Origin of the sequence: Paraglaciecola sp. 25GB23A (assembly GCF_040012495.1) — a bacterium.
Lineage (GTDB): Bacteria > Pseudomonadota > Gammaproteobacteria > Enterobacterales > Alteromonadaceae > Paraglaciecola.
The window spans coordinates 1-24,745 of the sequence record NZ_JBDYKM010000021.1 but is presented as its reverse complement, the minus strand read 5'-3'; the positions used below and the strand labels follow the sequence as shown (position 1 = coordinate 24,745).

General features: G+C 42.0%; 18 protein-coding genes. 8 read left to right on the top strand and 10 right to left on the bottom strand.

The window, feature by feature from the left end; genetic code table 11:
• Positions 1 to 16: 16 nt before the first annotated feature.
• From ABKW31_RS18750 to ABKW31_RS18730, 5 genes are all read right to left on the bottom strand, one after another.
• Positions 17 to 3,190, bottom strand: coding sequence for a tandem-95 repeat protein (locus ABKW31_RS18750; RefSeq protein WP_348618117.1), 3,174 nt, complete (start codon positions 3,188 to 3,190; stop codon positions 17 to 19).
• A 9-nt stretch (positions 3,191 to 3,199) separates the two neighbouring features.
• Positions 3,200 to 4,393 carry a FecR family protein gene (locus tag ABKW31_RS18745; RefSeq protein WP_348618116.1) on the bottom strand — a complete coding sequence of 398 codons (1,194 nt, stop codon included), beginning with the start codon at positions 4,391 to 4,393 and terminating at the stop codon, positions 3,200 to 3,202.
• Positions 4,366 to 5,700: a tetratricopeptide repeat protein gene (locus ABKW31_RS18740; RefSeq protein ID WP_348618115.1), complete on the bottom strand. Its 1,335-nt coding sequence runs from the start codon at positions 5,698 to 5,700 to the stop codon at positions 4,366 to 4,368. The genes ABKW31_RS18745 and ABKW31_RS18740 overlap by 28 nt, the downstream gene beginning before the upstream one ends.
• A 129-nt stretch (positions 5,701 to 5,829) precedes the next feature.
• On the bottom strand, positions 5,830 to 6,978 hold the full coding sequence (locus ABKW31_RS18735) for a 1-acyl-sn-glycerol-3-phosphate acyltransferase (RefSeq protein WP_348618114.1): 1,149 nt from the start codon (positions 6,976 to 6,978) through the stop codon (positions 5,830 to 5,832).
• A gap of 123 nt (positions 6,979 to 7,101) precedes the next feature.
• On the bottom strand, positions 7,102 to 7,644 hold the full coding sequence (locus ABKW31_RS18730) for a YaeQ family protein (protein ID WP_348618113.1): 543 nt from the start codon (positions 7,642 to 7,644) through the stop codon (positions 7,102 to 7,104).
• Positions 7,645 to 8,206: 562 nt separating this feature from the next.
• Between ABKW31_RS18730 and ABKW31_RS18725 the strand changes: the two genes are divergently transcribed.
• From ABKW31_RS18725 to ABKW31_RS18695, 7 genes are all read left to right on the top strand, one after another.
• Complete coding sequence (locus tag ABKW31_RS18725) at positions 8,207 to 10,816, top strand: TonB-dependent receptor (protein ID WP_348618112.1); 2,610 nt, start codon at positions 8,207 to 8,209, stop codon at positions 10,814 to 10,816.
• A gap of 84 nt (positions 10,817 to 10,900) precedes the next feature.
• Complete coding sequence (locus ABKW31_RS18720) at positions 10,901 to 12,364, top strand: sulfotransferase (RefSeq protein WP_348618111.1); 1,464 nt, start codon at positions 10,901 to 10,903, stop codon at positions 12,362 to 12,364.
• Positions 12,357 to 12,932, top strand: a complete 576-nt coding sequence (locus ABKW31_RS18715) for an RNA polymerase sigma factor (RefSeq protein WP_348618110.1) — start codon at positions 12,357 to 12,359, stop codon at positions 12,930 to 12,932. The genes ABKW31_RS18720 and ABKW31_RS18715 overlap by 8 nt, the downstream gene beginning before the upstream one ends.
• The gene (locus tag ABKW31_RS18710; RefSeq protein ID WP_348618109.1) at positions 12,929 to 13,975 is read left to right on the top strand and encodes a FecR domain-containing protein; all 1,047 of its coding nucleotides are present in this window, start codon (positions 12,929 to 12,931) and stop codon (positions 13,973 to 13,975) included. The genes ABKW31_RS18715 and ABKW31_RS18710 overlap by 4 nt, the downstream gene beginning before the upstream one ends.
• A 122-nt stretch (positions 13,976 to 14,097) precedes the next feature.
• A complete protein-coding gene (locus tag ABKW31_RS18705) occupies positions 14,098 to 16,962 on the top strand; it encodes a TonB-dependent receptor (protein ID WP_348618108.1) in 2,865 nt (954 codons plus the stop codon).
• 95 nt (positions 16,963 to 17,057) lie between these two features.
• Positions 17,058 to 18,416 (top strand): MFS transporter, encoded by a 1,359-nt coding sequence (locus ABKW31_RS18700; RefSeq protein ID WP_348618151.1) that lies wholly within the window; start codon positions 17,058 to 17,060, stop codon positions 18,414 to 18,416.
• 3 nt (positions 18,417 to 18,419) lie between these two features.
• Positions 18,420 to 19,619, top strand: a complete 1,200-nt coding sequence (locus tag ABKW31_RS18695) for a methyltransferase (RefSeq protein ID WP_348618107.1) — start codon at positions 18,420 to 18,422, stop codon at positions 19,617 to 19,619.
• Positions 19,620 to 19,655: 36 nt separating this feature from the next.
• Here ABKW31_RS18695 and ABKW31_RS18690 read toward each other — a convergent pair whose 3' ends face one another.
• Complete coding sequence (locus ABKW31_RS18690; RefSeq protein ID WP_348618106.1) at positions 19,656 to 19,958, bottom strand: YkgJ family cysteine cluster protein; 303 nt, start codon at positions 19,956 to 19,958, stop codon at positions 19,656 to 19,658.
• A 121-nt stretch (positions 19,959 to 20,079) separates the two neighbouring features.
• On the opposite strand from ABKW31_RS18690, the gene ABKW31_RS18685 reads away from it, so the two are divergent.
• Positions 20,080 to 20,901: a hypothetical protein gene (locus ABKW31_RS18685; RefSeq protein WP_348618105.1), complete on the top strand. Its 822-nt coding sequence runs from the start codon at positions 20,080 to 20,082 to the stop codon at positions 20,899 to 20,901.
• A 106-nt stretch (positions 20,902 to 21,007) separates the two neighbouring features.
• On the opposite strand, the gene ABKW31_RS18680 is transcribed toward ABKW31_RS18685, so the two are convergent.
• From ABKW31_RS18680 to ABKW31_RS18665, 4 genes are all read right to left on the bottom strand, one after another.
• Positions 21,008 to 21,412: a DUF1801 domain-containing protein gene (locus ABKW31_RS18680; RefSeq protein ID WP_348618104.1), complete on the bottom strand. Its 405-nt coding sequence runs from the start codon at positions 21,410 to 21,412 to the stop codon at positions 21,008 to 21,010.
• A 280-nt stretch (positions 21,413 to 21,692) separates the two neighbouring features.
• Positions 21,693 to 21,899, bottom strand: a complete 207-nt coding sequence (locus ABKW31_RS18675) for a cold-shock protein (RefSeq protein ID WP_007104897.1) — start codon at positions 21,897 to 21,899, stop codon at positions 21,693 to 21,695.
• Positions 21,900 to 22,144: 245 nt separating this feature from the next.
• The gene (locus ABKW31_RS18670; protein WP_348618103.1) at positions 22,145 to 23,233 is read right to left on the bottom strand and encodes a PLP-dependent cysteine synthase family protein; all 1,089 of its coding nucleotides are present in this window, start codon (positions 23,231 to 23,233) and stop codon (positions 22,145 to 22,147) included.
• A gap of 136 nt (positions 23,234 to 23,369) precedes the next feature.
• Positions 23,370 to 24,353: a phosphotransferase gene (locus ABKW31_RS18665; RefSeq protein WP_348618102.1), complete on the bottom strand. Its 984-nt coding sequence runs from the start codon at positions 24,351 to 24,353 to the stop codon at positions 23,370 to 23,372.
• Positions 24,354 to 24,745: the final 392 nt, after the last annotated feature.

Sequence of the window (24,745 nt, the reverse complement as noted above, 5' to 3'; positions counted from 1 at the left end):
CTGCCCCTGATAATGACTATTGCACCGTTAAAATAACAGTCGCTTGAGCAATTTTTCCTGCTTGATCACTGACTTGGTAAATAAATTGGTCTTGCCCCATATAGCCATTGTTTGGTACGTAAACAAAACTGCCATCTAGATTTAAGGTCAGTGTGCCATGTTGCACATCGCTTACCAAGTTAGCAATCATACCAGGCAATTGTCCTTTATTAACAAATTCGGCCTCAAGCACTGGCGATGAAGCGGAATTATTAACAAACCAGAGGCGGTCACCATCATTATTTAAAGCCATACCACTTGTGCTATTCGCACCTGCAGGCAGCGCAATACGCCTGACTAATTGGCCATTGGTTTTAAACTCTGCAATATCATTTGCAATACTGCTAACCAAGTACAAGTTACCTGTCACATTATTAACATCTAAATCGCCAAAACTAACGCTAAATTGATCAGTTGCTTCACTTAACAAAAAACTCGACAATATCTGCCCCGTGTCAGGATCGATCTCAGCCACTCGATTCCTTTCGCCTAAACTTGGAACATTATCCTGCAATAAGAAAATCGTCTTAGTTCGAGGATTATACGCTCCTCCAACCACATGACTCACGCCAAATTGAGTATTTAACTGCGCAATTACAGTATTAGTATCAGGGTCAAGTGCATAGATTTCAGTTTCTGCGGTTTCGCCATTAAATACTAATAAACTGCCTTGGGGCACTGCCACATTTGCCAAGGTGAATGCTTCAGGAGCCACGTCCATATCAGCGTCATTTGCCCCCTCACCTGGCCAATCGAGCGAGCCTATTACCTGAGCGGCACGATTAAGTATGGAAATACTGTTATCAAAACCAGAATAAACGTAAATGAGCTGTCGATACTCATTTACCGCTAAGGCAATAGGTTGAGACAGAGTAGTTGCCACTTGTAGTCGTGTATTTAAAACGTCACCAACAGTGGGGATATCTGAGTCATTGTCATTACTCAATACGCCTGGTGCATTTACGGTTAACGTCTGGCCGCTATTCACTTGATACTGATCATCTAAAGCAACTGGTTCGCCGTTTAGGTCGACAGTGGCGAAACCTGAAACAGTAAAATTTAATCTGTCCAGCGGTGCGGTATCTGTCGCACCTACAGTCAAACCTACATTAGCAATATCACAGGTCTGATTTGCTGCTAAACCCTGACAGACCTGAGGATTTGTAATAAATGCACCAAAGTTATTTAAGCTTGCAAATCCTGGTGTTGGGAAAGAGGAATTGATGACACCACCGCTGTTTGGAAATAGATTTAATTCAAACAGTGCATCACCAACATTGGTAAAAGTCAGAGAATTACTGTTTGCACTAACGGAGCGTGCAACAACAGGTGAATCCCCCACACCAGAATAAGTCAAAACAAATGTATAAGTTCCTCCTTGTCCCGGTTGATTGCCACTGGCGCCACTCTCGACATAATCTCCAAACATTGAACATTGTGTGTCGATTATTTGTAAGCAATCGCCAATCCGATATAGACCAGAGCCAATGCCATTGCCGGGTGCAGTTTCACCTAAACCAATGTATAAAAATTCTCCAGTTATATTTAGTGAATCTCCCATTAGGTCAGCGGGTACTGCTTGTACATCAATACTTACAAGGGCTGTCGAAGTTTCACCAAAGGGATCTGATATTTCATAAGTAAACGTTGCTAGCCCAACAAAGTTATTTAATGGTGTATACACAAAACTGCCGTCTGCATTAAGTGTAAGGGTGCCACTACTGGGTCCTGAAAATGGTTGCGTTGAAACGGTAATAGCATCACCATTTGGATCACTGTCGTTAATCGATAAACCACTGCTTTTGTCAAAGAAATTTTGCGTATTTTGATAGATGGCATAGCTATCATCATTAGCTTCGGGTGCCAAATTAACGCTAGAAACATTAACTATAACGATGCCACTAGAATTACCACCATTACTATCCGTAACTTCATAATCAATCTGATCTTGGCCTGCATAATTATTGTCTGGGCTGTAGGTTAAGCTCTGATCGTTCTGGATATCCACTGTTCCATTTTGTGCAATGGCGCTAGACACCAACAGATTATCTCCGTCAGGATCGGTATCATTGGCTAATACATCAATATTAATCGGAGTATTCATCAGTGTAGATTCAAATTCATCCGTCACAAGCGGAGGATCGTTTACTGGTTCTACTTGTATAATAATTTGTGCAGTATCAGTCAAACCAGCAGGATCTCGTATCACGTAATCTATAACAACTTGACCATTAAAATCAGTCAACGGTTGATAATTAACTGTTTGCCCTTGCACAGTCGCCTGCCCAGAATTAGCAACAGCAGACTGCAAAAATAACGTATCTCCATCTGGGTCAGAATCATTGTCCAGAGGAGTAAAACTCGCTTGTGTATCTTCTAACATCGTTTCCGAATCATTCTGAGCTTGGGGAGAATTATTGGGGGTATTACTGTTAGGAATAATAGTCAACTCTTGCACAAAAACACTTTCACCACTGCCATCTATGCCCGTGAGCAAAACATAATAAGTTTGACTAGCCAGCAGGCTATCGAATGATCCAGAGTTTGCTGCTAAGGCTAATTTTGCCTGTCCCTCGCTCAATTCAGTGTAATTCTGTTGGTTAACCCCACTTTGTGCAGCAAGGTAGAGGTTGTAACGCAATAATTGCGGATTGTTGTTCCAATTTAATTCAATGCTGGCACCATCGGCGCTGCGAGTATATTGCAATCCCGTTATTTGTTGAGGTTGCCAGTTCACTGTCACATTATCCACTAACTGTTCAGTATCAGTTTGATCGACAACCCACAAAGAAAGTACCAAGGGACCGGGGTTAATCCCATAAGCACCAGGGTATATTCCACTGTATAACTCTCGATGCGCAGTACCCGAGCAACTATCTTGGGAAGTACACAAAACATGGCGAGCAACGTCCTGACCAAAAGCAAGGTAAACCGACTTCAAACCATCCAGATCGCTTACGCTAATGTTAAGCAGTAAGTTACCGCTAATTACTTCATCATTAACTGGTAGCAAAAATTGACCAACACTGTCACTAGTTGACCTTGCTAAGTTGGAAGGAGACTTGCTGCTTGTTTGCTCGTCACCACCGCCACAAGCAAGGATATTCAGGGCTAAAATACTCAAGGCCAACTTGTGTAGCAAAGTTTTCATATCCCTTCCTTATGGCTTAGCCTGACGCAATAAAAATGAACCAGAGGCCTCAACGCCGTTGCCAGCAAGCTCCCGTAATGAAATATTACCTAGCACGCCTCTGGATTGATCAATTAACAAACCCTCAACTATACCCGTAGCCAAATTATTGTTGTGAGAGGCGAAATTAACTGACAGGTCCAATACTTGCTGATTAATAATGCCGTTAAAAGCAGCAAACCATTCACCACCTTGATCAGAAAAAGCCAAGTTACCTGTGGGTATACTTGCACTATCAAAATTAATCGACATCGACATGCTAAAATCGCTTATAGCCCCAAGACTACTTGCAACGGAGAGTTGGTCGACTTGATCAAAAATAACAGTCCCTTGCCTGCTAACTTCACTTGGTAACCAAGAAGCACTGACACGCTCATTGTTAATATATTTTTGACTGTTTAATTTAGCCAGATAAATGGTGTCCATTGCCCTCTCTGTGACCTGGGGTAATAATGCATATTCAATATCAGCAAATTGTTCACTCGACTGCTGGTATAAATCACGACTGTAGCCCTGCGAAAATGCGAGAGGGGTTTGCAATAAAAACTCAACACTGCCATCGGCTCTAACAATGGCAAATTTATAAGCCATGTTGGGCCCTAAAGAAAATTGTTGTCCCAAGGTCCCTGCTGTAACCGCAATATCAATAATGCCTTTCCAACCTGCTAAATATAAATCACCGTCAATTAATTCGGCTTCATAATGGGTGCCTCGCACCCCTATACTGGCAACTGGAGTCAACAGTTGGTAATTATCTGGTTTTTGCTGCAGAGCACCGGTAATTGTTTTTAAACCTCCTTTTAACAGAGACATATTAATATTGCCCTGCTGAGTTTGCGTGTCGAACTGATAATCGCTTATGGACAACTCACTAGATGCCTGCATTGACAGCAGGCCACCATCGATCATACGCAATTGAGTCGCGCTCTGCTGACCTGTGGAAACCAAATCTTGTGCATATACCGGCGAACGTCTTACCAGAACGCGTGCTTGTTCAGAACTGCTGGCTTCGACCTCGCCTTGCGCCATGATGGCCTTGCCCGCAGTCGCAACTTCTTGCTCTTGTGCGAAAAGAGCACTACTTAAGCTTAAGTACAAGATACTGCAAAAGAAAAATAACGTTATTTTGCACTTAGCTAAAACTGATAACGAGCACCAAGCCATACATTGCTCCTTTTGTAATCGTATAAACTTAAGTTACTGTGGTTATTTACCACACTCGCTTGGGCAGTTAACAACCAATTTGCCTGCCATTGATATTGTAAATCAAACACCAACTGCACATATTTATCTTCTCGGGTGAGCAAAAACAGGGGATGAGTTTGCTCATGCTCTGCTTTAAGATAATCCAAGGAAATTTTGTAATACCAACTAACATCAAGTTGCTGAGCAAAACTGTAGCTAGCACCTAATAAGCGCCTCGAATTAAAATCAACCGCTTTATCCTGACTTTGCTCGTCGCCTAGTTTAATTGACAGACGGCTTACTCCGGAAAAAGTTGGGGTTTCAAACCACAAGTTCAACCAATGTTGATTTCTACTCAGTTCATCCAAGTCGCTATAATCTAAGCGGGCCAAAGTTAATTCAGCTCCCACTGCTGACTGGTTTAGCACTCCCTGCCCCACTTCAGCTACCACACCGTAATAATCTAAAAAGGCTTCTTGATCTAACCACAGCGGACGATAAAACAAACGTGCACTAATATCCTTACCCACCATTTTAGTGGTATATCCCAGCACCGCATTCAAATTTGACCTAGATTGCGCCAACTCGTGGGAATATTCACTATGACTAACTCCTAGTGAAGAAAACCAAGCAGATCTTTGGTCAAGCGGAGCGATGTAACTAAACTGGCCATTGAGATCATAAAAACTGCTACTGTGTGCCTGACTTTGTTCAAATAGTTTTACCTGTCCTAATAAGGGCACATCAATAAACTCGTTTTCAACACCATTGTTAGGATTTGAATCTTGGCCAACAACAAGTTCAATTGCATTATGCCACCCAGCAGTATTTCGCTCTTGACTCCGTTCGATAACGTTAAGGTGTTGTTCTACAATACTTTGCATTTCAGCTGACAAATTTTGTTGTGCCAGCTGATTGAATTCAATCTTGGCAGCAGCAAAGTTACCCAATTCAAAATAACATCCAGCAAGTGCATATCTTGCAACGACCTTTTGCGGGAGTATTTGCACTACCCGCTCCAAGGCATAAACAGCCAAATTACAATTATTTGTTGCTTTTGCTGCTATACCAAAAGCAAGGTCAAAATCAGGCTCCCCTTCAAGGTTGGCTTGATTCTCAGCAGCCAAACTAAAGGCTTGCTCGGTTTTTTGTTGATTAAGTAATGCGGTGATTTCTTGAGGTATTGTTGACGAAGTTGCAAAGGCATTGGGAAGCAGCAAAGTGAACATTAGCCCCAATGCAAATAGATATTTGCGCTCAAATTGCGGGCTTGGTTGGCAGTCCATGTTTTTCAACCCAAAAATTCACAATAGTGCAAGTATATAAGTATTTTAAAAAAAAATTACACCATTAATTGCTACTTTTTTGTATTTTTTTTAATCACCTTTATACATAGGGCAATATTAATTACCTGTCTAGTGTGGCTTGCTTAACTTTTTTTGGAAGGGGTTTGCGTACATCAATAACATTTTCTCTTGCTCTGCAGCATTGAGGCTTGATAAACGTGTTTGCAGATATTGTAGGGCTTGGTCCAACTCAGTGTTTGCTGACACCGATGAAATAGAAGCTTCTGTCCCTTGCTGCTGAAGTAGAGACAACGCGGCTTGGCCGGTAGAAAAACACCGATAACCGGCCAGAATTTCACTGTCTAAATGCTCTGCTACTTGTTTGGGACTTTCAAAACCCGCTGCGAGTACCTTGCCAAAGTGCACATGTACGCGCCCCTTTTGCCCTGTTATACCATTTACAATACTGCGCATATCCTCATTGTCTGGTTTGTCATAAGTGCCAAGTAAGTCAAGTTGATGTAACTCCTTAGCTTTGCTCATATCACAGGGATCAAATTCATAGGAAATAGAGACGGGTACGATACGTAGTTGGCGCAGATAATCCGAAAATTCAACGTCTTTGGGTTTATTAATCGTCAACATTGAGATGATGGCAGGATTGGTACTATCGTTACCATCCTTGGCACGCCCTTCACGCTGGGCTATCCAAATATGCTGTTGATCAACATTTAGGGTGTAATAAATGTATTCGCTGAGTAATTTAGCCGCCGCTAATTTTTCTCGTCTATCGGGGGCAGAACGACGCACAATAAAACACTTATTTAAGCGAATTAAATCGGCTACCCATTCTTTTTTCAGCAGATTGTCGCCTACCGCTATCCGCACAGTATCCTGCTTATTAATATGCAAGACCCAATTAACAAAAGCCGGATCTAAAGCGATATCGCGATGGTTACTCACAAACAAGCAAGTCTGGGTGAGATCTAATTGATCTAAACCACTCACAGTCAGTCCACTGGTTGTGGTGTCAATCATTTTTTGCACATAGGGTTCAACTAATCGTTGAAAACCCCGTAAGCTGGAAATTTTTTTGCTTTTTGAAAGAATAAATCGACGCGTTATATATCCCAGTAGAGGCCTTAAACGCTTTGGCCAAGCCGCAAATTTAAATGCCACTAGGGTACGAATAAACTCATCATTATTGCATAACTGAGTAAGGACTCGAGGCAAATCAGTATCATCGAATGGTCTGATTGCATCAAATTTAGCTTTCATATAACTCAAAATATCCCATACATAAAATAGCTGCGCATTTTGCCGATTATTTAGTCCAACAGCAAATTCTTTACCTTAATTTTCAACTAATCAGAGCAGTATAAAAACTAGGTCCTAATTAGACTACTGCAATATTAGCCAATTAATTTCGAACTGGGCATCTTGTGTTGCAACATAGATAGATTCACCGCTTAAGGTAATCGTCCAATCAACAGTACGTGCAACTTGCGCACTCACCTGCTGTATTTCTGGCCAATAAAAACGTCTAATTTCCATTTTTAAGTTTTGCAATAAGGGTTGGCTTTGTTTCCACCACACATCTGATTTAGAATTAAAGCTGTAAACTAGGGTTCGCTTTGCTAGGCGGCTGGCTTTTTTTAAACGTTCAAAAGCAGGCTCCCCAACATCAATCCAACAATGCAATTGGTCGTCCAGACCTTTTAACCAGATATCAGGTTCATCTGCCGCACTCAAGCCCTTGGTAAAAGCCATAAGCTGCTCTTGATCATCATGGGCATGTAAACAAAATGCTAGCAAGCGCACTATCATGCGCTCCATTGTTTCAGAAGGATGCTGGGCAAGGGTCAAATTAAGATTATCAAAGTGATCATGATTCAAATCTGCTAAAGCGATTTTAAATTTATAAATCGTTGGTTTTAACGCCATAGTTATTCTCTGGGACTGGGAGTTGATAATATTTGAAGAACAATGCGGCTAGGTGATCGCTTTTCTTTTGATGATACTACCATAGTACCCAGCTTGTATTAGCATTAACTTATTCAAGCCTGCGATAAGCCTAGAATGGTATGGGGATTTTCAGTGTATTTTTTAAACGCATAATTTTAGCGAGTCACGCTTTGATTAAATCAGAGCTAATACTAACTCCATAGCAAATAGTTATATTCTCCGCGAAAACAGCTTGCTGATTAAAGCAAAACGCTTTTCACCACGCAGTAAACAGAACTAAATTGTGCCAAAATCAAATCAATACGACCCTATATAGACAAGTCTAAAACACAAATCCTCTATCAAAATAAATATATTTTTTATTTTTATAAAAACCATTGTTTTCATACACTTAGAGTTGTATACATAGCCATACTAAATTAATTTTTAGTTACAGGCAACACACAAAATCGCCTATTTGCACGGTAAATCGACAGTTGAAAATTGGTTTATTGCTCGCAACTAGTTTGAATAAAAAAACATAAAAAATCCGGATGCACATATGAAAACTAAAATATCCACATTAGCGAAAAATATTCGCTTTATTATTGCAACGTCTGCCGCGCTCAGTGCCACTGTAGTTGGTTCAGTAAATGCGCAACAAAGCCAAAAAGACGAAGCTAATGTCGAAAAAATAGCAGTCGTAGGTTCACGAGCAGCCCCTCGCTCTATTGCTGATTCCCCTGTGCCCATTGATATTATTGGAGCAGAGGAATTATCTAAGTCAGGTAACACTGATATGTTAGAGATTCTTAAAGGCACTGTACCTTCATTAAACGTACATGCTAACCCTATTAGTGATGCAGCATCATTAGTTCGGCCAGCCAACTTACGTGGTTTATCGGCCGACAGCACATTAATTTTATTAAATGGCAAAAGAAGACATCGCTCATCAGTTATTGCCTTTTTAGGTGGTGGTATTAACGATGGTGCTCAAGGTCCAGATATTTCAGTTATTCCAAGCATTGCACTAAAACAGGTCGAAGTATTACGTGACGGCGCAGCAGCACAATATGGCTCTGATGCCATAGCTGGGGTAATGAACTTTGTTTTAAAAGATAATGCAGAAGGTGGCTCATTAACGGCTCGCCATGGTGAATATTATGAAGGCGATGGTGCCACCACCGAAATTTCAGGCAATATTGGCCTACCGTTAACTAAAGACGGCTTTGCTAACTTAAGTTTTCAGTATAAAAATGCTGATGCCACCAGCCGCAGTGTGCAACGCCCTGATGCAGAGGCTTTTGGTGCTGCTGGCTTAAACGTTGCTAACCCAGCTCAAATCTGGGGTTCACCTGAAATCAACGATGATATCTCTATTTTCGGTAATGTTGGTTTGGATTTAGGCGATGACAAAGAATTTTATATGTTCGGTAACTATTCTGAACGTGATGTAAGAGGCGGTTTTTATTACAGAAACCCCCATACACGTGGCACAGTTTATTCGTTGGATGGCGGTGCGACTCTCCTAGTCGGCGACTTAACGCCAGGGCCAGTAGGTCAACAGAATGATGGATTAGGCCTTGGTGATGGTATTCCGTGCCCAGTCATCCCCATTACTACTGATAACGTCACCACTCAACAAAACTATATTGATGGTGTACAGAACAATGCAAATTGTTTTGCCTTTAACGAGCTGATCCCAGAGGGCTTCACACCTAATTTTGGTGGCAATATCACCGATACATCCTTAGTTATTGGTACCAAAGGCGAGTTTAAAGGTGGTTTTGCCGATGGTGTTTTCTACGATGTTAGTGGAACTGTGGGCCGCAGTGAATCTACATTTGCGATATTTAGTACCATCAATGCATCACTAGGAGCGGATACTCCTCGTGATTTTCAGCCGGGCAGATACATTCAGTTAGAGAAAAACTTTAACTTTGACTTAGTCAAGTCAGTTGATATGGGCATGTATGACGCCCTAAACGTTGCAGGCGGTTTGGAATGGCATGAAGAGTCCTTTGAAGTTGTTGTAGGCGATGAAGCTTCTTTTACTGCCGGCCCGTTAACCTCTCAAGGTTTTGGTATTGGCTCTAATGGATTCCCTGGCTTTAAACCTGCTGATGGCGGTGTTTACACTCGTCGTAACTATGCCGCTTACATCGATTTAGAAGCCCCTGTTACTGAAGATTTCTTGGTTGGTGCAGCCTTACGCTTTGAAGACTATGATAGCTTCGACTCCACCACCAACTATAAGTTATCGGCGCAATGGCATGTTACTGAGGATATTTCCTTACGTAGTTCATTAAGCACCGGTTTCCGCGCCCCGACTGTTGGCCAAGCCAATGTTAGTAACGTGCAAACTAACCTATCTAGTGGAGTGTTGGTTGACTCGGCTTTATTACCGCCAACTAACCCTATTGCGAAGCAGTTATTAGCGAAACCCTTGCGACCTGAAGAATCAAAGAGTTACACTTTTGGCGGTATCTATACCTATGATGACTTTTTCTTAACCATCGATTATTACCACATTGAAGTATCAGACCGCATCAGTCAGTCAGATAAAAAAGACTTAACCCAAAACGACAAAGATATACTCCGAGCCGAGGGCGTACCTAACGTTGATAGCTTGCAACAAGTTAGTTTCTTCACTAATGACTTTGATACCACCACCCAGGGTGTTGACGTAGTCGCTAACTATTCTACCGACTTGTTTGCTGGTAGTTCAAAATTCAGCTTGGCTTATAATTGGAACGAAACTGAAGTCACTAAGTTCACTGATATCACCGGCGAGTTTAAAGTTAAACGCTTAGAGGAAGACTTACCCAATCACCGTGCAACGTTGACTTGGGCTCAGTCTTATGATGATTTCTCATTTTTTACCCGAGTTAATTATTACGGCGAATATCAAGGTGTGCACGTTGATTATGATGCGACTGCCATTACTGCTGATTCAGCCGTGACCGTGGACTTTGAGGCCAATTACTTTGTTAATGACGCCATAACACTGTCCGCTGGTGCGCAGAATATTTTTGATCAAGAGGCAACTCGCATCAATATTCCTGCATCACAAGGTATCCCCAATAATAACTGGGGTGGTGTTTATTATGAAACCTCGCCCTTTGGTTTTAATGGCGGATTTTACTATGTTAAAGCCACTTATAATTTCTAAGTCTGCTTAATCATAATCAATAGCCTTGTCATTACGACAAGGCTATTTTGTTTTATCGCACCACACTCTTTTCTCAGGTTAGATATGTTGTCACCCTTACAACAAGCAGATAACTTCATTCAGCAAGGTCAATTTTTCGCGGCCGAAGCTATGTATAAGGAGCTGTTAAACAATAATATTACCAGAGGAGCTGCTTATTTAGGTTTGGGCAATATCGCTTTAATTTTGAATCAATTCGATAAAGCCATCTCGCTGCTTAACCAGGCTTGTCACTTACTACCTGAATCGACTACCCCCTTACTAAAATTGGCCACGGCATTCAATGCAGTGTGCTCTGAACAAGATGCCTTGACGGTACTCAATTATGCACAGACTACTTTTCCACAATCGGCTCAAGTGCATTATCAACTTGCTCAACAACACCTTATGCTGGGAGAGTTTACCCAAGCAGAGCAAACCCTGCGTGCAATATTCAGCTTAGATTCTGGACCAATGTTGTCCCATGTCTTATTCGAATTGGTGCGCTGTAAACGTTATACCGTGCAAGATGTCGAAATCCTGCAGCAACGACTTGATAAGCGGATTGCAGATAATACCGAACAAACCGTATTACATTATGCCTTGGGTAATGTTTATCACGACTCACAAGATTATCAGAGTGCTTGGCAACATTTTAGTCAGGCCAATGATCTGCAACGGCAAAACTGTGATTTTGCGACTAGCCAAATGCACACTTTTTATGCGCAGACCAAGGCGGTTAGTACACGCCCCCTACTTATCCAGCAAAGAGCAGATGTGGCTGAAGAAATCACACCTATTTTTATCCTTGGATTACCGCGCTCAGGTTCAACCTTGTTAGAGCAAATGTTAGCCAGACATTCTCATATTAGTGCAGGTGGCGAGTTACCTTATTTAAGCCGTGATGTAGACCAGTATCTATTTACACAAACCGGCTATCATTATCCTCATTCGATGCAGAACTTAACAACAGAGCAGCTCGACCAGGCAGCACTAATTTATTTACACGCGCTGCGCCCTCATGGCCGCAACAAGCCTTTTGTAACTGATAAATTACCCGCAAACTTTCAATCTATTGGTCTGATACATAAGTTATTTCCCAAGGCTAAAGTCATTCATCTCAAGCGTGAGCCAGCCGCAGTGGCCTTTTCAATATTTCGTAATTATTTTGAGTTGAGTGAACCTTATTTTTGTTCTTTAGCTGAGTTCAAACAATATCAGACTTACTACCTTGATTTGATGAGCCATTGGCACAGTGTTATTCCCGGATTTGTGATGGATGTTAGTTATGAACAACTGGTCAAGGCCCCTGAGCAAACAATGCAAAGCTTACTGGCCTTTTGTGGCATTGACTGGGATAATGTTTGCCTCAGCGATAAACAGGTGCAGAGCCCTATCACTACCTTAAGTAATATAGAAGCAAGATCACCCATTCTGTCTTCCGTCAAAAAAGATTGGGCGCCTTACCAGAGGTATTTACAGGCATTTTTGCCCTCGACTACACCGTTAAGGAGTGGAATAAATGGATAGAAAACCCTCCACCCTTGAGGCAACTTATTTAAAATGCCGAAGTCAGCTTGAGAGAGTGATTGGCCGTATTGTTAACCGTGATGATATTGAAGATATCGTGCAAGAAACGTTTATCAAAAGTTATGAGGCAGAGCTGCAACACGAAATTACTTTCGAGCGCACTTATATGTTTAAAACAGCACGAAATTTGGCACTTAACCATGTGTCTAGAGCTAGTGAAAAGCATAATCAATCATTAGACGAAATTGAAACATTACCACCTAGTTTAACCAGCCAAAGTCTCGAAAAACAGATAGAAAGTAAACAGCGGTTTCTGGATTTTTATCGTGCAACTGATAGATTATCGCCCGAGGTAAAACGTGTATTTTTAATGAAAAAAGTCTACGGCATGAGCCAAAAAGATATCGCCCAACATTGTGTACTTAGTGAAAGTACGGTTGAAAAACACGTGGCTAAAGGGCTTCTGCAATGCTCACAATATTTGCAATCACTCAATAACTCAGCCAAACCACAAACCGGCACAGCAACACCACGAAAGATGCCTCAAGGTCAGCGAACAAATAAATGACAAATATTAGAGTGTTTAACAGCAAAGAATCGATTCAGCAACAAGCGAGTGTATGGATCAGCCGTATCGACCGGGGTTTAAGCCCAGATGAAACGCAACAATTAGCATTGTGGGCAAACAATAGTGAGTCCCATCGACAAATATTATTTGACTTGGCACAGACCTGGGATGATATGAGTGCCCTAAATGAACTTAAGGGGCTGATGCCACTCAATAAATTAGCCACAGTAACACAAAAAAATAAACGTTCTGTGCACTTAGCTTTGGCCGCTAGTGTGGCTTTTATGCTGTTTTCAGTGATGAGTTGGTTAATGTTCAACCCCAATCAAGTTGACGACAACGATATAATGATAAGCCAACTCGTTACGAGTGTAGGAGAACAAAAGCCTGTCACATTGCAAGACGGTTCAGTGGTTTATCTAAATACGAATTCAGAACTCAGGGTTAATTTCTCGAGTCGCACTAGGCAGATTAATCTCCTGCGAGGCGAAGCCTTATTTGAAGTAGCCCATGATAAAGAGCGGCCATTTATTGTATCCGCAGCGGGTAATACAGTAACCGCGGTAGGCACGGCATTTAATGTGCAACTTATAGATGATGAGCATTTTGAATTGCTAGTAACAGAAGGCAAAGTACTACTTCAAAACATGCAGGAAAATCAAACCATTGAGCAGCCAGTCGGACAAAATCCACTTGATGCTAAACAGGGTGGAACCTTATTAACAGCAGGGCAAAAAGCCTTAGTTGCACAGGACTCTGCCCAATCGGCTACCCTAAGTATAGAGCAAATACAAAATGAACTGGCGTGGCGCCAAGGTGTTGTGGTGTTTGATGGAGAACCCCTAATAAATGCCTTAACAGAAATAAGTCGCTATGTAGCGGTACATTTTGATTTCGAAGATGAAAAACTAAAAGAGCAACGGGTAGCCGGCTATTTCAAAGCAGGTGATCTTGATGGACTACTAGCTGCCTTAAGTAATAACTTTAATATCCGCTACAAAAAGGTCGACGAGAATACGATTTTATTGTTCTCAGCCATCTAACAATTTCTTCAATCAGAACGCAATAACAAGAGCGAGTTGCTCGCTCTTGTTAGATATTCCAAATTTACCTAAGCGTGCTAAACTGCTGGAAATTTCGAACTTAAATTCATTCCTGTGTGAATATGCGCCTTGTTTTTTATACATTTCTATTATTGTCATCTTATGTATCTGCAGAAGGCTTATACCAGTTTAATATCGCGTCTCAACCAGCTGACAAGGCACTTACTTTGTTTGCAATGCAGACTGATACCACCTTATTGTTCCCCATAGAGTTAGCAGAACAAGAAACCACCAATGCCCTACAGGGCCAGTATAGTATTACACTTGGTATCGTTAAATTACTCGAAGGTACCGGGCTATATCCAGTTAGAGAAGACGACGGTAGCTTTAGTGTTAAACCCATTCGCTTCGTTAGTGCCCAAGTTAAAGAGATAGCCGATGATAGTAAAGAAGCCGATTTTGTTGTGCAAAATGAAATTGAAAAAATTGCTATTTTGGGTAGTCGCTCATCACCTCGATCCGTTATCGACTCGCCCGTTCCTCTAGATATATTGAGTGTTGAAAAATTTACTCGACAAGGAGCAACTGACATTAATTCTATGCTTGCAGCCCTCATTCCTTCTTTTAATGTCAATGACCAACCTATCAATGATGCTTCAACCTTAGTGCGCCCCTCTAATTTACGCGGTATGGCCTCTGATCACACACTTGTGCTTATCAATGGTAAACGCAGGCATCGTTCAGCCGCTATCACCTTTTTAGGCGGCGCCTTATCAGATGGAGCACAGGGCGTCGATTTATCGACTATTCCAGCCTCTTCAGTCAAACAGGTTGAAATTCTGCGTGACGGCGCAGCGGCGCAATACGGTTCAGATGCGATTGCGGGGGTGATTAATTTTGAGTTAAACGATAGTGATAAAGGTGGCAAAGTAGAAGCTCGGGTTGGTTCCTATGGCCAAGGTGATGGTGAACTTTTCCAAGTACTAGGTGATGCAGGCTTTTCTTTGAATCAACAAGGCTTTGCCCATGTAAGCGCTGAATATAAGCAACAAGAAGCCACAGATAACAGTGTACAAAGAGCAGACGCAGCGACTCTTATTCATGCTGGTAATAGTGCAGTGAGCGAACCGGCCCAACAGTGGGGTATTCCCACCCTACACTACGATATAAAGTTAGCCGCAAATTTAGGCTATCGACTAGATGAAAAAGAACTGTATCTCTTTTCAAACTTATCTCAGCGGAGCATAGAAGGCGGTTTTTATTTTCGTAACCCGCAAACTCGCAGAGGGGTATACGAAGGCGAGTCTGATAGCAATGGCAAACATCAACTCCTCGTCGCCGACTTAGATGGCCTTGGTCAAGGTATACAGTGTCCCAGTGTTGATTTGCTGGACGATAATGTTCTGGATGATCCTAATTATTTGCTGATTGCCGATAACTCAACATCATTGGGACAAAACTGTTTTGCTTTCAATGAACTATATCCTGGTGGTTTCACACCTCAATTCGGCGGCATTGTGCGAGATGGAGCCATGGTTACCGGTCTTAGGGGCCAAACATTAGGCAATTGGTCCTACGATATGAGTCTGGGATTGGGCTATTCAGAAATTGATTACCGCATCAGCCAGACTGTTAATCCCTCTCTTGCTATTTATTCGCCTACGCATTTCTCGCCCGGATTAGCCGCGCAATATGAGCGTACCGTCAATATTGATTTGTTCAAGCCATTCGAGTTTGGTCAAGATGTCACCTTGAATTTAGCTTCTGGCATAGAGTGGCGACGGGAAACATATCGACAACAAGCCGGCGACGAAGCCTCTTATATTATAGGTGAGTTTGCTTATGATCCTATCTCTGGTTTATCTCAGGGGTTCAGTGCAGGATCTAACGGCTTCCCCGGATATAATCCTCAATCTGCCGGAAGCTGGCAACGCAGCAACTGGGCTATTTATAACGACGCTGAACTTAAATATCAGCACACACTGTTAGGTTTAGCGATTCGTTATGAGGACTTTACCGATTTTGGTAGTACTTTAGATGGCAAGATCTCACTACTCACGCCCATCCACGATAAGGTAAAAGTCAGAGCGTCTTTGAGTAGCGGCTTTAAGGCGCCTACTGTGGGTCAAAGTAACGTGGTGAATGTGACGACGGCATTTTCGCCAAGAGGCTTAGAAGACCAATCTACTTTGCCACCTACTCACCCCATTTCTATTCAACTTGGCGCCCTGCCTTTAAAACCCGAAAAGTCGGTTAATATGAGTTTAGGTTTGGTCAGTCAACCCACAGATAAGCTGTTCATTACCCTAGACTATTTTAACATCAGTTTAAGCGACAGAATTAGTACCACTTCACCTCTATTTTTAAGCCTTGACGATATTAATACCTTATTAGCTAAGGGCGTAATAGAGGCAAGTAATTACGGTAGTGCAAAGTTTTTTACCAACGATTTTGATAGTACGACCCAAGGCATAGACCTAGTGATGCATTACGATACAAGCATACTCAGTACACGAAGTCGTATTGTGTTTACTTATAATTGGACAGATACCCAAATAGATCACGTTAATACTTACCCTTTTACGGCTGCAAACGGTGAAATAATTCAGTCCAGCAATTTAAGTCCTCAGCGCATTAGAATGTTGGAAGACAACCTACCTAGTCAGCGGGCCAACTTAAGTCTTGAACAAACATTTAACCGATTCAGCAGTAATTTAAGGTTGAACTATTACGCGGGTTACTATGAGGACCATCTCAATGCTGCTGCTGGGTATGACATTGTAGCCGGTTCCGAAATAACCTTAGATGTTGATGTGAGTTATTATCTTTACTACAACTTGCGCCTAGCCGTCGGTGCTAAAAATATTTTTGATAATCGCGCAGATACCAATCCTTATGCTGACATTGCAGGCGCTCAATACCCTGCGACCTCTCCGCAAGGACTGAGTGGTGGCTTTTACTACTTGCGTTTAATCTATGAATATTAAATGTGTATCACCACGCCAGCTTAGGTATCATTAGTCGTCCGATTCGAGTTACTTAGGTCAGTGTTATTTTATTCAAAAAACTCCCCGCTACGACTATCGCGCTAATCGTTGTATGTATCGGTTCTTTTATCGGTCCCTTAGGTATGGCCTCAGTGAACATTGCCATTCCTAATCTCGCCGCTGATCTGCAAGCTAATGCTAAATTGGTGGGGTGGTTGCCGACCATTTTTTTGCTGAGTAGCGTGGCGCTGATGTTGCCCTTTGGTAAACTGGCTGATAACTATGGTCGTAAACGCATTTATACCTATGGTCTTATGTTAAATGCACTTTCATCTTTGATGTGTGCGTGGGCCGATGTAATAGAGTGGGTGTTGTTTTGGCGTTTTGTACAAGGTGCTGCATCTGCCATGATATTTGGCACTGGAGTGGCTATTTTAAGCTCGGTGACACCCGCTAATAAACGAGGCTTTGCCTTGGGTTTGGCCGCTACCTGTGTTTATGTAGGTTTGACGGTGGCACCCGCTATTGGGGGGTGGTTAACAGAAATATGGGGCTGGCGTGCGGTATTTTTATTTCAAATACCATTAGTCATCGCGCTTATCACCTTGATCAAACTGGGCCTGAAAGGGGAATGGAAATCAGAACGCCATTCTAAATTTGATTGGCGAGGCACGATCATATTTGCCATTTCTACCAGTGCCTTAGTATTTGGCTTAAGTTTGCTACCCAGTTTGCTGGGTTTTGTATTACTCGCCATCGCACTTGCCAGCATGGTCCTCTTTGTATTCCAACAAAGTCGTCACACAGAACCCTTGATCCGCGTGCAAATGTTTCTTGAAAGCAGGGTTTTTTCAATGTCGCTCACAACATCTTTATTAATGTATGCGAGTGTCTATCCGCTGACTTTTTTACTCAGTCTATATCTGCAATATGTTAAAGGCTTTAGCCCTGCTCATGCTGGCCAGATCATTCTTTTACAAGCCTTATCAATGGCAATTATGGCACCGTTGGCAGGGCGTTTATCTGATCGAGTACAACCCCGTATTATTGCATCCGTAGGCTGTGCCATCGTCGCCTTGGGCTTTATTATTCTGAGTCAAATCGGCATAGAGACGACAGCCAGCTACATTGGAGCTTCATTACTACTGATAGGTGTTGGATTTGGCTTATTCTCGACGCCTAACAACAATGCCATAATGGGGGCGGTTAATAGCCGCGAGCTTGGCGTAGCCTCTGCTAGCATGAATTTAGCGCGCACCATTGGTAACCTTGTGGGTATGAGTTTGGTTAACTTATTGGTGCATATCTTCCTGGGCGATGCCCATATCACTGAACAACAATATCCGGCTTTATTACACACTATTTCGTTATCGCTTTATATTTCGGTATTTTGTGTGGTACTTGCCAGCTTCTTTTCAGCCTTTCGTGGGCGAAAAGCCAAGAGTGAACAATAAGCAATGGCAAGTCAACTCGCTCGTTTATTTAGCCAACTCAGTGAGCTATTAAACCAAAGCCAACACTATTGGCGTCCGGTTGCCTTTCATCAAAAACAGCTACCGTGGATGGAGCAACATCCCCTTTTAGTCGACCGTTTCTATGCATTATCACTCGAAGAAATAGACCAGCTCGCCGCATGTTCCGATTCATTGAGTCAGTTTTTAGCCGTGGAATTTCCTGTGGCTGAGGCACTCAGTGGCCTATGCCAACTCGAGGATGCTGCAGTATCTATATTACCCGAGGTATCCCCTCATTTTTATGCCGGTATGCCAGGGAGAAAGTGGCAACAGGTTCACGCTTTTGCACGCAGCTTCACTCCTACACCCACTGATATACTCGAATGGTGCGCAGGAAAATCTTATTTGGGTTTTTACCTACAGCAACTACACCAAAGCAATGTAATTGCCTTGGAATGGGACGATCACTTAGTCGAACAAGCCAATATACGGGCTAAAAAACACCATATTCCCTTGCATTCACACTGTATTGACGTACTGAGTCCCGCTGCGCCGCCATATTTACGGCATTCTCAGCAGGTGGTTGCCCTACATGCATGTGGTGAATTACACGAACGTTTGTTGCAACTCAGTGTCGATGTCAAAGTTCAACAATTGCAATTAGCCCCCTGTTGTTATCACAAGCGCCAAAAAAACGACTACCAGCCGTTATCGAGCCTAGGACGTAGCTTGGACCTAAAACTGAATAAAGCTGAGTTGCATACTGCTGTAATGGAAACGGTAACCGCAGGGGCAACACTGCAACGCCAACGAAAACAGCTGCAAATAATGCGCTTAGGCTTTGATTGCTTGCAAAGAGAAATACGGGGGCAAGAAGATTTTTTGGCTATCCCCTCTTTACCTACCAGTTGGGCTAAAGCTGATTTCAGTGATTTTTGTCGCCACTGTGCAAAGCTAAAAGATATTAATCTGCCGGCTAACATTGATTGGCCATACTATTTACAACAAGGGCACAAACGCTTTAAACAAGTTTCAGCATTAGATCTAGTGCGCTTTTTATTTAGACGGCCTTTAGAGGTGTGGCTAGCACTCGATCGTGCTCTGCTATTAGAAGAAAAAGGCTATGAGGTTAGTGTTAACACTTTTTGTTCAAAAGACATAACACCGCGCAATATTTTAATTAAAGCAAAATTGAAAGTATAAAATATCAGCTCGTTAACAGATTATAATAGTATTTTTTTATGCTTTAATTCCCAAGATGTCTTCACGTTCAACCTTACACTCGTATGAGCCCATCTCAAACTCTCGGCAAACTAATGGTCTATTAGCGTAAATTGAACACATCAAAGTATTACGATCTAAGGCAGCACACCAGCCATCATCTAATCGTTTCATGACTTCAATTTGGTGAGCGTTTTCACCAATGTATCGATGAGGAACCCCGGTATCAGTGAGTAATCTCACTTCGAGTCGACAACAGCATGCCTCGCAGTTTGCACAGCTTATTTGTGGATCGGGTAAAACACTATATTCAATGTTCATTTGCAAACTTTAAAAAGTGAGAATATAGACATGTTACCGCAAAATGAAAATCAATGATTGTAGCTAATCTCTATGCTTATATAATGTTAGAACAATACAATGACCATAGGTTACAGGAAGAGTGTTAAGCAGGCGTTTACTAAAAATTGGGCTGGTATTAAGCGCGTTGATTTCTTGCATAAGCTATGCACAGACCTCTAATGCCAAAAATATTATCATTACTGTCAACTCACCAGGCTCTCTACCCTATTTATTTTTTGATGCTAAGACTCAACAATATTCAGGTTTAGTGGTTGATTCTTTTCAGGAACTACAGCAAAAAGGCCTGTTTATCCCTACATTTATCGATTCAAATCAAGTTCGTAGCGAACAATTTTTAATGGAGGGCAAGGCCGATATTTATTTAGCTAACCCTAAATGGCTGAATGAGCCGTCTAATGTACTAACCAGCATACCCATTATTGAACATGCCACTTATCTTTATGGTTTAATGCCCTTCGAGGCAAATTTTTCTTTAGATAAACTTATCAATAAACGAATTTGTACTCACCACACTTATAAATACTCGGGATTACAAGGCTATTTTGATGCGCATCAATTGGAGCGTGTGGATGCCAGCGACCAAGCTACAATGGCAACAATGCTAACAAACAAACGCTGTGACTATTTAGTCATGAATAACTATAACGCTGCGGCGATTTTTTCAGAATCTTCATACTGCAATTTTACAATTTATCAAAGTCCACAACCAACTAGTGTGATTAATTTGCATCTAATCATTCGACCAGAACTTATTGAGATAAAATCTATTATTGATAAAGAGCTAAAACTATTTATTAATGAAGGGAAAGTATTAGCGTCCATCGCTTCACATTCGGGTATCCCACACTTTCCACATCAGGCTTCATGCAGTTATCAGCGCCATCACGAAACAGTAAACTGAAAAACATCACCATTAGTATAAATGCTGTTGATGCTGAAGTGAGCTTTTGTAGCCCAAAGATATTGATACCTTTTGCATCTAACTAAATCGGAAACGCACGCCAGTGCTACATTCCGAGTAAGGGTAAATATTTACGATTCTTATAAGTAAATGCCATTTCAAGACAATGACGGATAATATCGTCCGGCAACTCTCTATTGAGTGCTAATACAATGGCGCGATTGCCTTGAAAGGCTAATGAATCACTATATAATTCACGAAAAGTATCCACTAGCTTAGTTTGACAATGAAAGAACATAAAATAGTGATTGGGATCTTTAGGCTTCCAGTCCATTCGCACTGCACTGCCTAGTTTTACCCGATAACTCGGTTCACCCCAACTAAGGGTTTCTACAACCTTTCCCAGTTGATGCTCTTCAGCCACACTAAACATTAGGCTCCTGAGATAAAGCATTGCAGGTCTAACATGCTCAGGATAAGTAGCAAACTTAGATTGAATATCAGGGTGCATGAGTGCTAACTCCATTTTTACAATCATGAGATGATTAAACCACTTATCTCCCTTATAGCAAAATGTTAGTCACTGCTTAATATTATAGCGTCTTCTATCACGCTTAAATATTATCTTATGGCGGAAAACAAAAAAGGCGCTGAACCTGTCAAACTATTCACTTAACGTGAGTAACTTGATGGTCTCAACACCTTTTATTATCTCAACAATCTATTCAATAAACTAAGCCTATTGTTTAGATTGTCTGCTTCAACAGCCCTAAGGCACGTTGAAACTCAGATTAGATTGCAACTACTTTATTAGCACAAGGGCCTTTTTGACCCTGGCCAACTTCAAATTCTACCGCTTGGCCGTCATTCAAAGATGCGAACTGGCCGCCTGCTTGAATTTCAGAATGGTGAACGAAAAGATCCTTTCCACCGTCTTCAGGAGTAATAAAGCCAAAACCTTTATCTGCGTTGAACCACTTAACTGTACCTTTACTCATTTATTTTTACTCGTATTATTTGGTGAAATTTAATTTTAATGATGGTCGAACTCACCAATCCGAACACCCAGAAACTATTGAGGCGTAGCTTACACCCTTAATGCCTCGAGCAACACTATTAACTTCACTATATGTCATTTAAATCGAAATTTAACCTAGATGGCAGAGTTCTAGCGACTAAACAATCACAATCCACTAGGGTTAAAATCACCGCTAAAAATATTAATGACTCTAGCCTCTTTGATTTATTGCAGAGCCATACGACCTGTTTGCATAAATACTTCAAGCTGATGGGTATAAGGTGCAAGATCAAGGTTATGCTGTTTAAGCCAATCATCATTGTAGTAACTATTTAGATAGCGCTCGCCAGAATCACAAATCATGCTGACCACACTGCCTTGTTGTTTATCCTCAATCATCTGTGCAATTAAAGTCAGTGCACCATAAACATTGGTACCAGTAGAACCACCACATTTACGTCCTAATATCCCTTCTAGCCAGCGCATAGTCGCAATAGAGGCTGCATCAGGTACCTGGATCATATGATCGACAACATCAGGTAAAAAAGAGGGTTCAACCCTCGGACGACCAATGCCCTCAATACGCGAGCCTTTATTACTAGTGAGTTTGCAATCACGCTGCTGAAAGTAGTCAAAAAATACCGAATTATCAGGATCAACCACGGCCAGTCGGGTGTTTAAATGGAGAGCGGGGTTATACCGTAAATAGCGTCCAATAGTGGCCGATGTGCCGCCGGTTCCCGCGCTTACCACAATCCATGACGGTATACTGTGAGGTTCCATTTGCATCTGAGCAAAAATACTTTCCGCTATATTATTGTTTCCACGCCAGTCGGTTGCCCGCTCGGCATAAGTAAATTGATCCATATAATGGCCATTTAACTCATCTGCCAATTGCTGAGCTTTTGCATAAATTTCGCTGGGTTCGACTTTAAAACACTCACCGCCATAAAACTCAATTTGTTTGATTTTTTCTGCCGCGGTGCTTTTAGGCACTACCGCGATAAAACGCAAGCCTAATAAGCGCGCAAAATAAGCTTCAGAAATAGCAGTACTGCCTGAAGAGGATTCGATGATAGGACTATCTTGTTTGATTAGGCCATTACATAAACCATACAAAAACAATGAACGGGCAAGACGATGTTTAAGACTACCCGTTGGATGAGTGGATTCATCTTTCAAATAAAGTGACACACCAGAAAAACAAGGTAAGTCTACTTTAATCAGATGGGTATCAGACGAGCGATTGAAGTCAGCACTAATAATATTTATGGCTTTTGCCAACCAAATTTTCTTTGCATCGTTTTGGCTCATCAGGCAACCTTTTAATAGAATTAGGACAAATGATTAAATGTCCTGAAAAAATTCACCTTACGATATAGCAAAGCGCTGAATAAGTGAATGAATCGAGTATACTTGCAGTTTATTATTATAAAATCCGCGGACTTTTCTATGCGGTTAAAATCAGCGCCGTTTGTGCATGCATGAAGTTATTAATTTTAACGTGCTCTGCGCTCCAGCCTTGTAAAAATCGATTAAAATCTGCCCAAGCAAAGGGTATTAACGCGCGCCATTCTTGCTCCAGTTCAATTGTCTGCTGAGCGGTCCCTCTGACTAAAGGCGGCAGAAGCAGCACGTTTTTAAGCACCTCAAAATAATAATCTACATACTCGTCGTGTTTTTCCCACAACAGCCTATCACTCAAACAGCTTCCCAAAAAATACATCACATCTTTAACGCCCACTCCCCTGCCCACATATTGAAAATCTACTGCCGCTACATCATCGTTGGTACTAAAACAAAAATTAGCCAACTTAGCATCGCCATGTATCAGTGTTCTAAAATGCGCACCTTCGAGCCTATCCGCTATGATCTTGGCATTCTTTTTTAAGCCCCCTGTGGGCATAATATTATATTCAGCCTGCCGCGTCGCGAGGTGCCAATAACTGCCAATGGGCCACAAAGCTGATGTATCAATAGCTAGAAACCGAGCATGGAAATGAGCCAACCAATTGAGCACAGCCTTAATCTGTAACTCACTGACTGATTGATAAACCTGAGTAAAACCAATGGAGCCGAGATCTTCCATGACAAGGGTCTGTTGTTCGCCATGTTCCCTGTTTTTTATTAACGCAATAAATTGGGGCACGTAACACTGCGCGTCACAAAGAGCGGCAAACAACTGATAGAAAGCCGCCTCCTTTTGATAAGACTGCACCTTACGCTGATGACCTATATCGCTGTGCCAACCACGCGGATGATGCACGTTGGCAGGTGGAGCAACGTGTTTCACTATTATAGACTTGGCCAGTCTCGGACTGTAATAACGTGCTATTTCACCATAATCACTCCACAAACGCTGCAATGTCGCCTGCTTATGGAGTTGAGGGTCATCAAAGTGCTCGCGTAATAATGTGACTATTGGTGATGACATACTCGCCTCTTATTAATATGCAAAAATCAGGATAAAGATAAAACCCACTTGACCACGGTTAACCCGTTGGGGCAACTCCGTTGTGGCAACTCCGTTGGGGGCCCAGTTGTGAGAATATTTGTAATTTTAAGTCTGTTCTCGGCTAAAGCCGCTCCTACAACAAATATTGTTCTAATCTGTTTGGCGCAGCCGCCTCCGTGTCCTCTGTGTAGCGCAGCGCTCTGTGGTGAAAAAGCTTGTGGCTTTTAAATCTGTTCGGCGCAGCCGCCTCCGTGTCCCCTGTGCAGCGCAGCGCTCTGTTGTGAAAAGGCTTGTGCTTTTAAATCTGTTCGCGGCTGAAGCCGCTCCTACAACACACATCAATCTAATCTGTTCGGCGTCGCCGCCTCCGT

Excerpts from the sequence above, each read along its gene's own strand:
- ABKW31_RS18665 (WP_348618102.1), bottom strand. The coding sequence starts at position 24,353 with ATGTCATCACCAATAGTCACATTATTACGCGAGCACTTTGATGACCCT.
- ABKW31_RS18695 (WP_348618107.1), top strand. The coding sequence starts at position 18,420 with ATGGCAAGTCAACTCGCTCGTTTATTTAGCCAACTCAGTGAGCTATTA.
- ABKW31_RS18720 (WP_348618111.1), top strand. The coding sequence starts at position 10,901 with ATGTTGTCACCCTTACAACAAGCAGATAACTTCATTCAGCAAGGTCAA.
- ABKW31_RS18745 (WP_348618116.1), bottom strand. The coding sequence starts at position 4,393 with ATGGCTTGGTGCTCGTTATCAGTTTTAGCTAAGTGCAAAATAACGTTA.
- ABKW31_RS18730 (WP_348618113.1), bottom strand. The coding sequence starts at position 7,644 with ATGGCGTTAAAACCAACGATTTATAAATTTAAAATCGCTTTAGCAGAT.
- ABKW31_RS18675 (WP_007104897.1), bottom strand. The coding sequence starts at position 21,899 with ATGAGTAAAGGTACAGTTAAGTGGTTCAACGCAGATAAAGGTTTTGGC.
- ABKW31_RS18705 (WP_348618108.1), top strand. The coding sequence starts at position 14,098 with ATGCGCCTTGTTTTTTATACATTTCTATTATTGTCATCTTATGTATCT.
- ABKW31_RS18725 (WP_348618112.1), top strand. The coding sequence starts at position 8,207 with ATGAAAACTAAAATATCCACATTAGCGAAAAATATTCGCTTTATTATT.
- ABKW31_RS18690 (WP_348618106.1), bottom strand. The coding sequence starts at position 19,958 with ATGAACATTGAATATAGTGTTTTACCCGATCCACAAATAAGCTGTGCA.
- ABKW31_RS18670 (WP_348618103.1), bottom strand. The coding sequence starts at position 23,233 with ATGAGCCAAAACGATGCAAAGAAAATTTGGTTGGCAAAAGCCATAAAT.
- ABKW31_RS18740 (WP_348618115.1), bottom strand. The coding sequence starts at position 5,700 with ATGGACTGCCAACCAAGCCCGCAATTTGAGCGCAAATATCTATTTGCA.
- ABKW31_RS18715 (WP_348618110.1), top strand. The coding sequence starts at position 12,357 with ATGGATAGAAAACCCTCCACCCTTGAGGCAACTTATTTAAAATGCCGA.
- ABKW31_RS18750 (WP_348618117.1), bottom strand. The coding sequence starts at position 3,190 with ATGAAAACTTTGCTACACAAGTTGGCCTTGAGTATTTTAGCCCTGAAT.
- ABKW31_RS18680 (WP_348618104.1), bottom strand. The coding sequence starts at position 21,412 with ATGCACCCTGATATTCAATCTAAGTTTGCTACTTATCCTGAGCATGTT.
- ABKW31_RS18710 (WP_348618109.1), top strand. The coding sequence starts at position 12,929 with ATGACAAATATTAGAGTGTTTAACAGCAAAGAATCGATTCAGCAACAA.
- ABKW31_RS18735 (WP_348618114.1), bottom strand. The coding sequence starts at position 6,978 with ATGAAAGCTAAATTTGATGCAATCAGACCATTCGATGATACTGATTTG.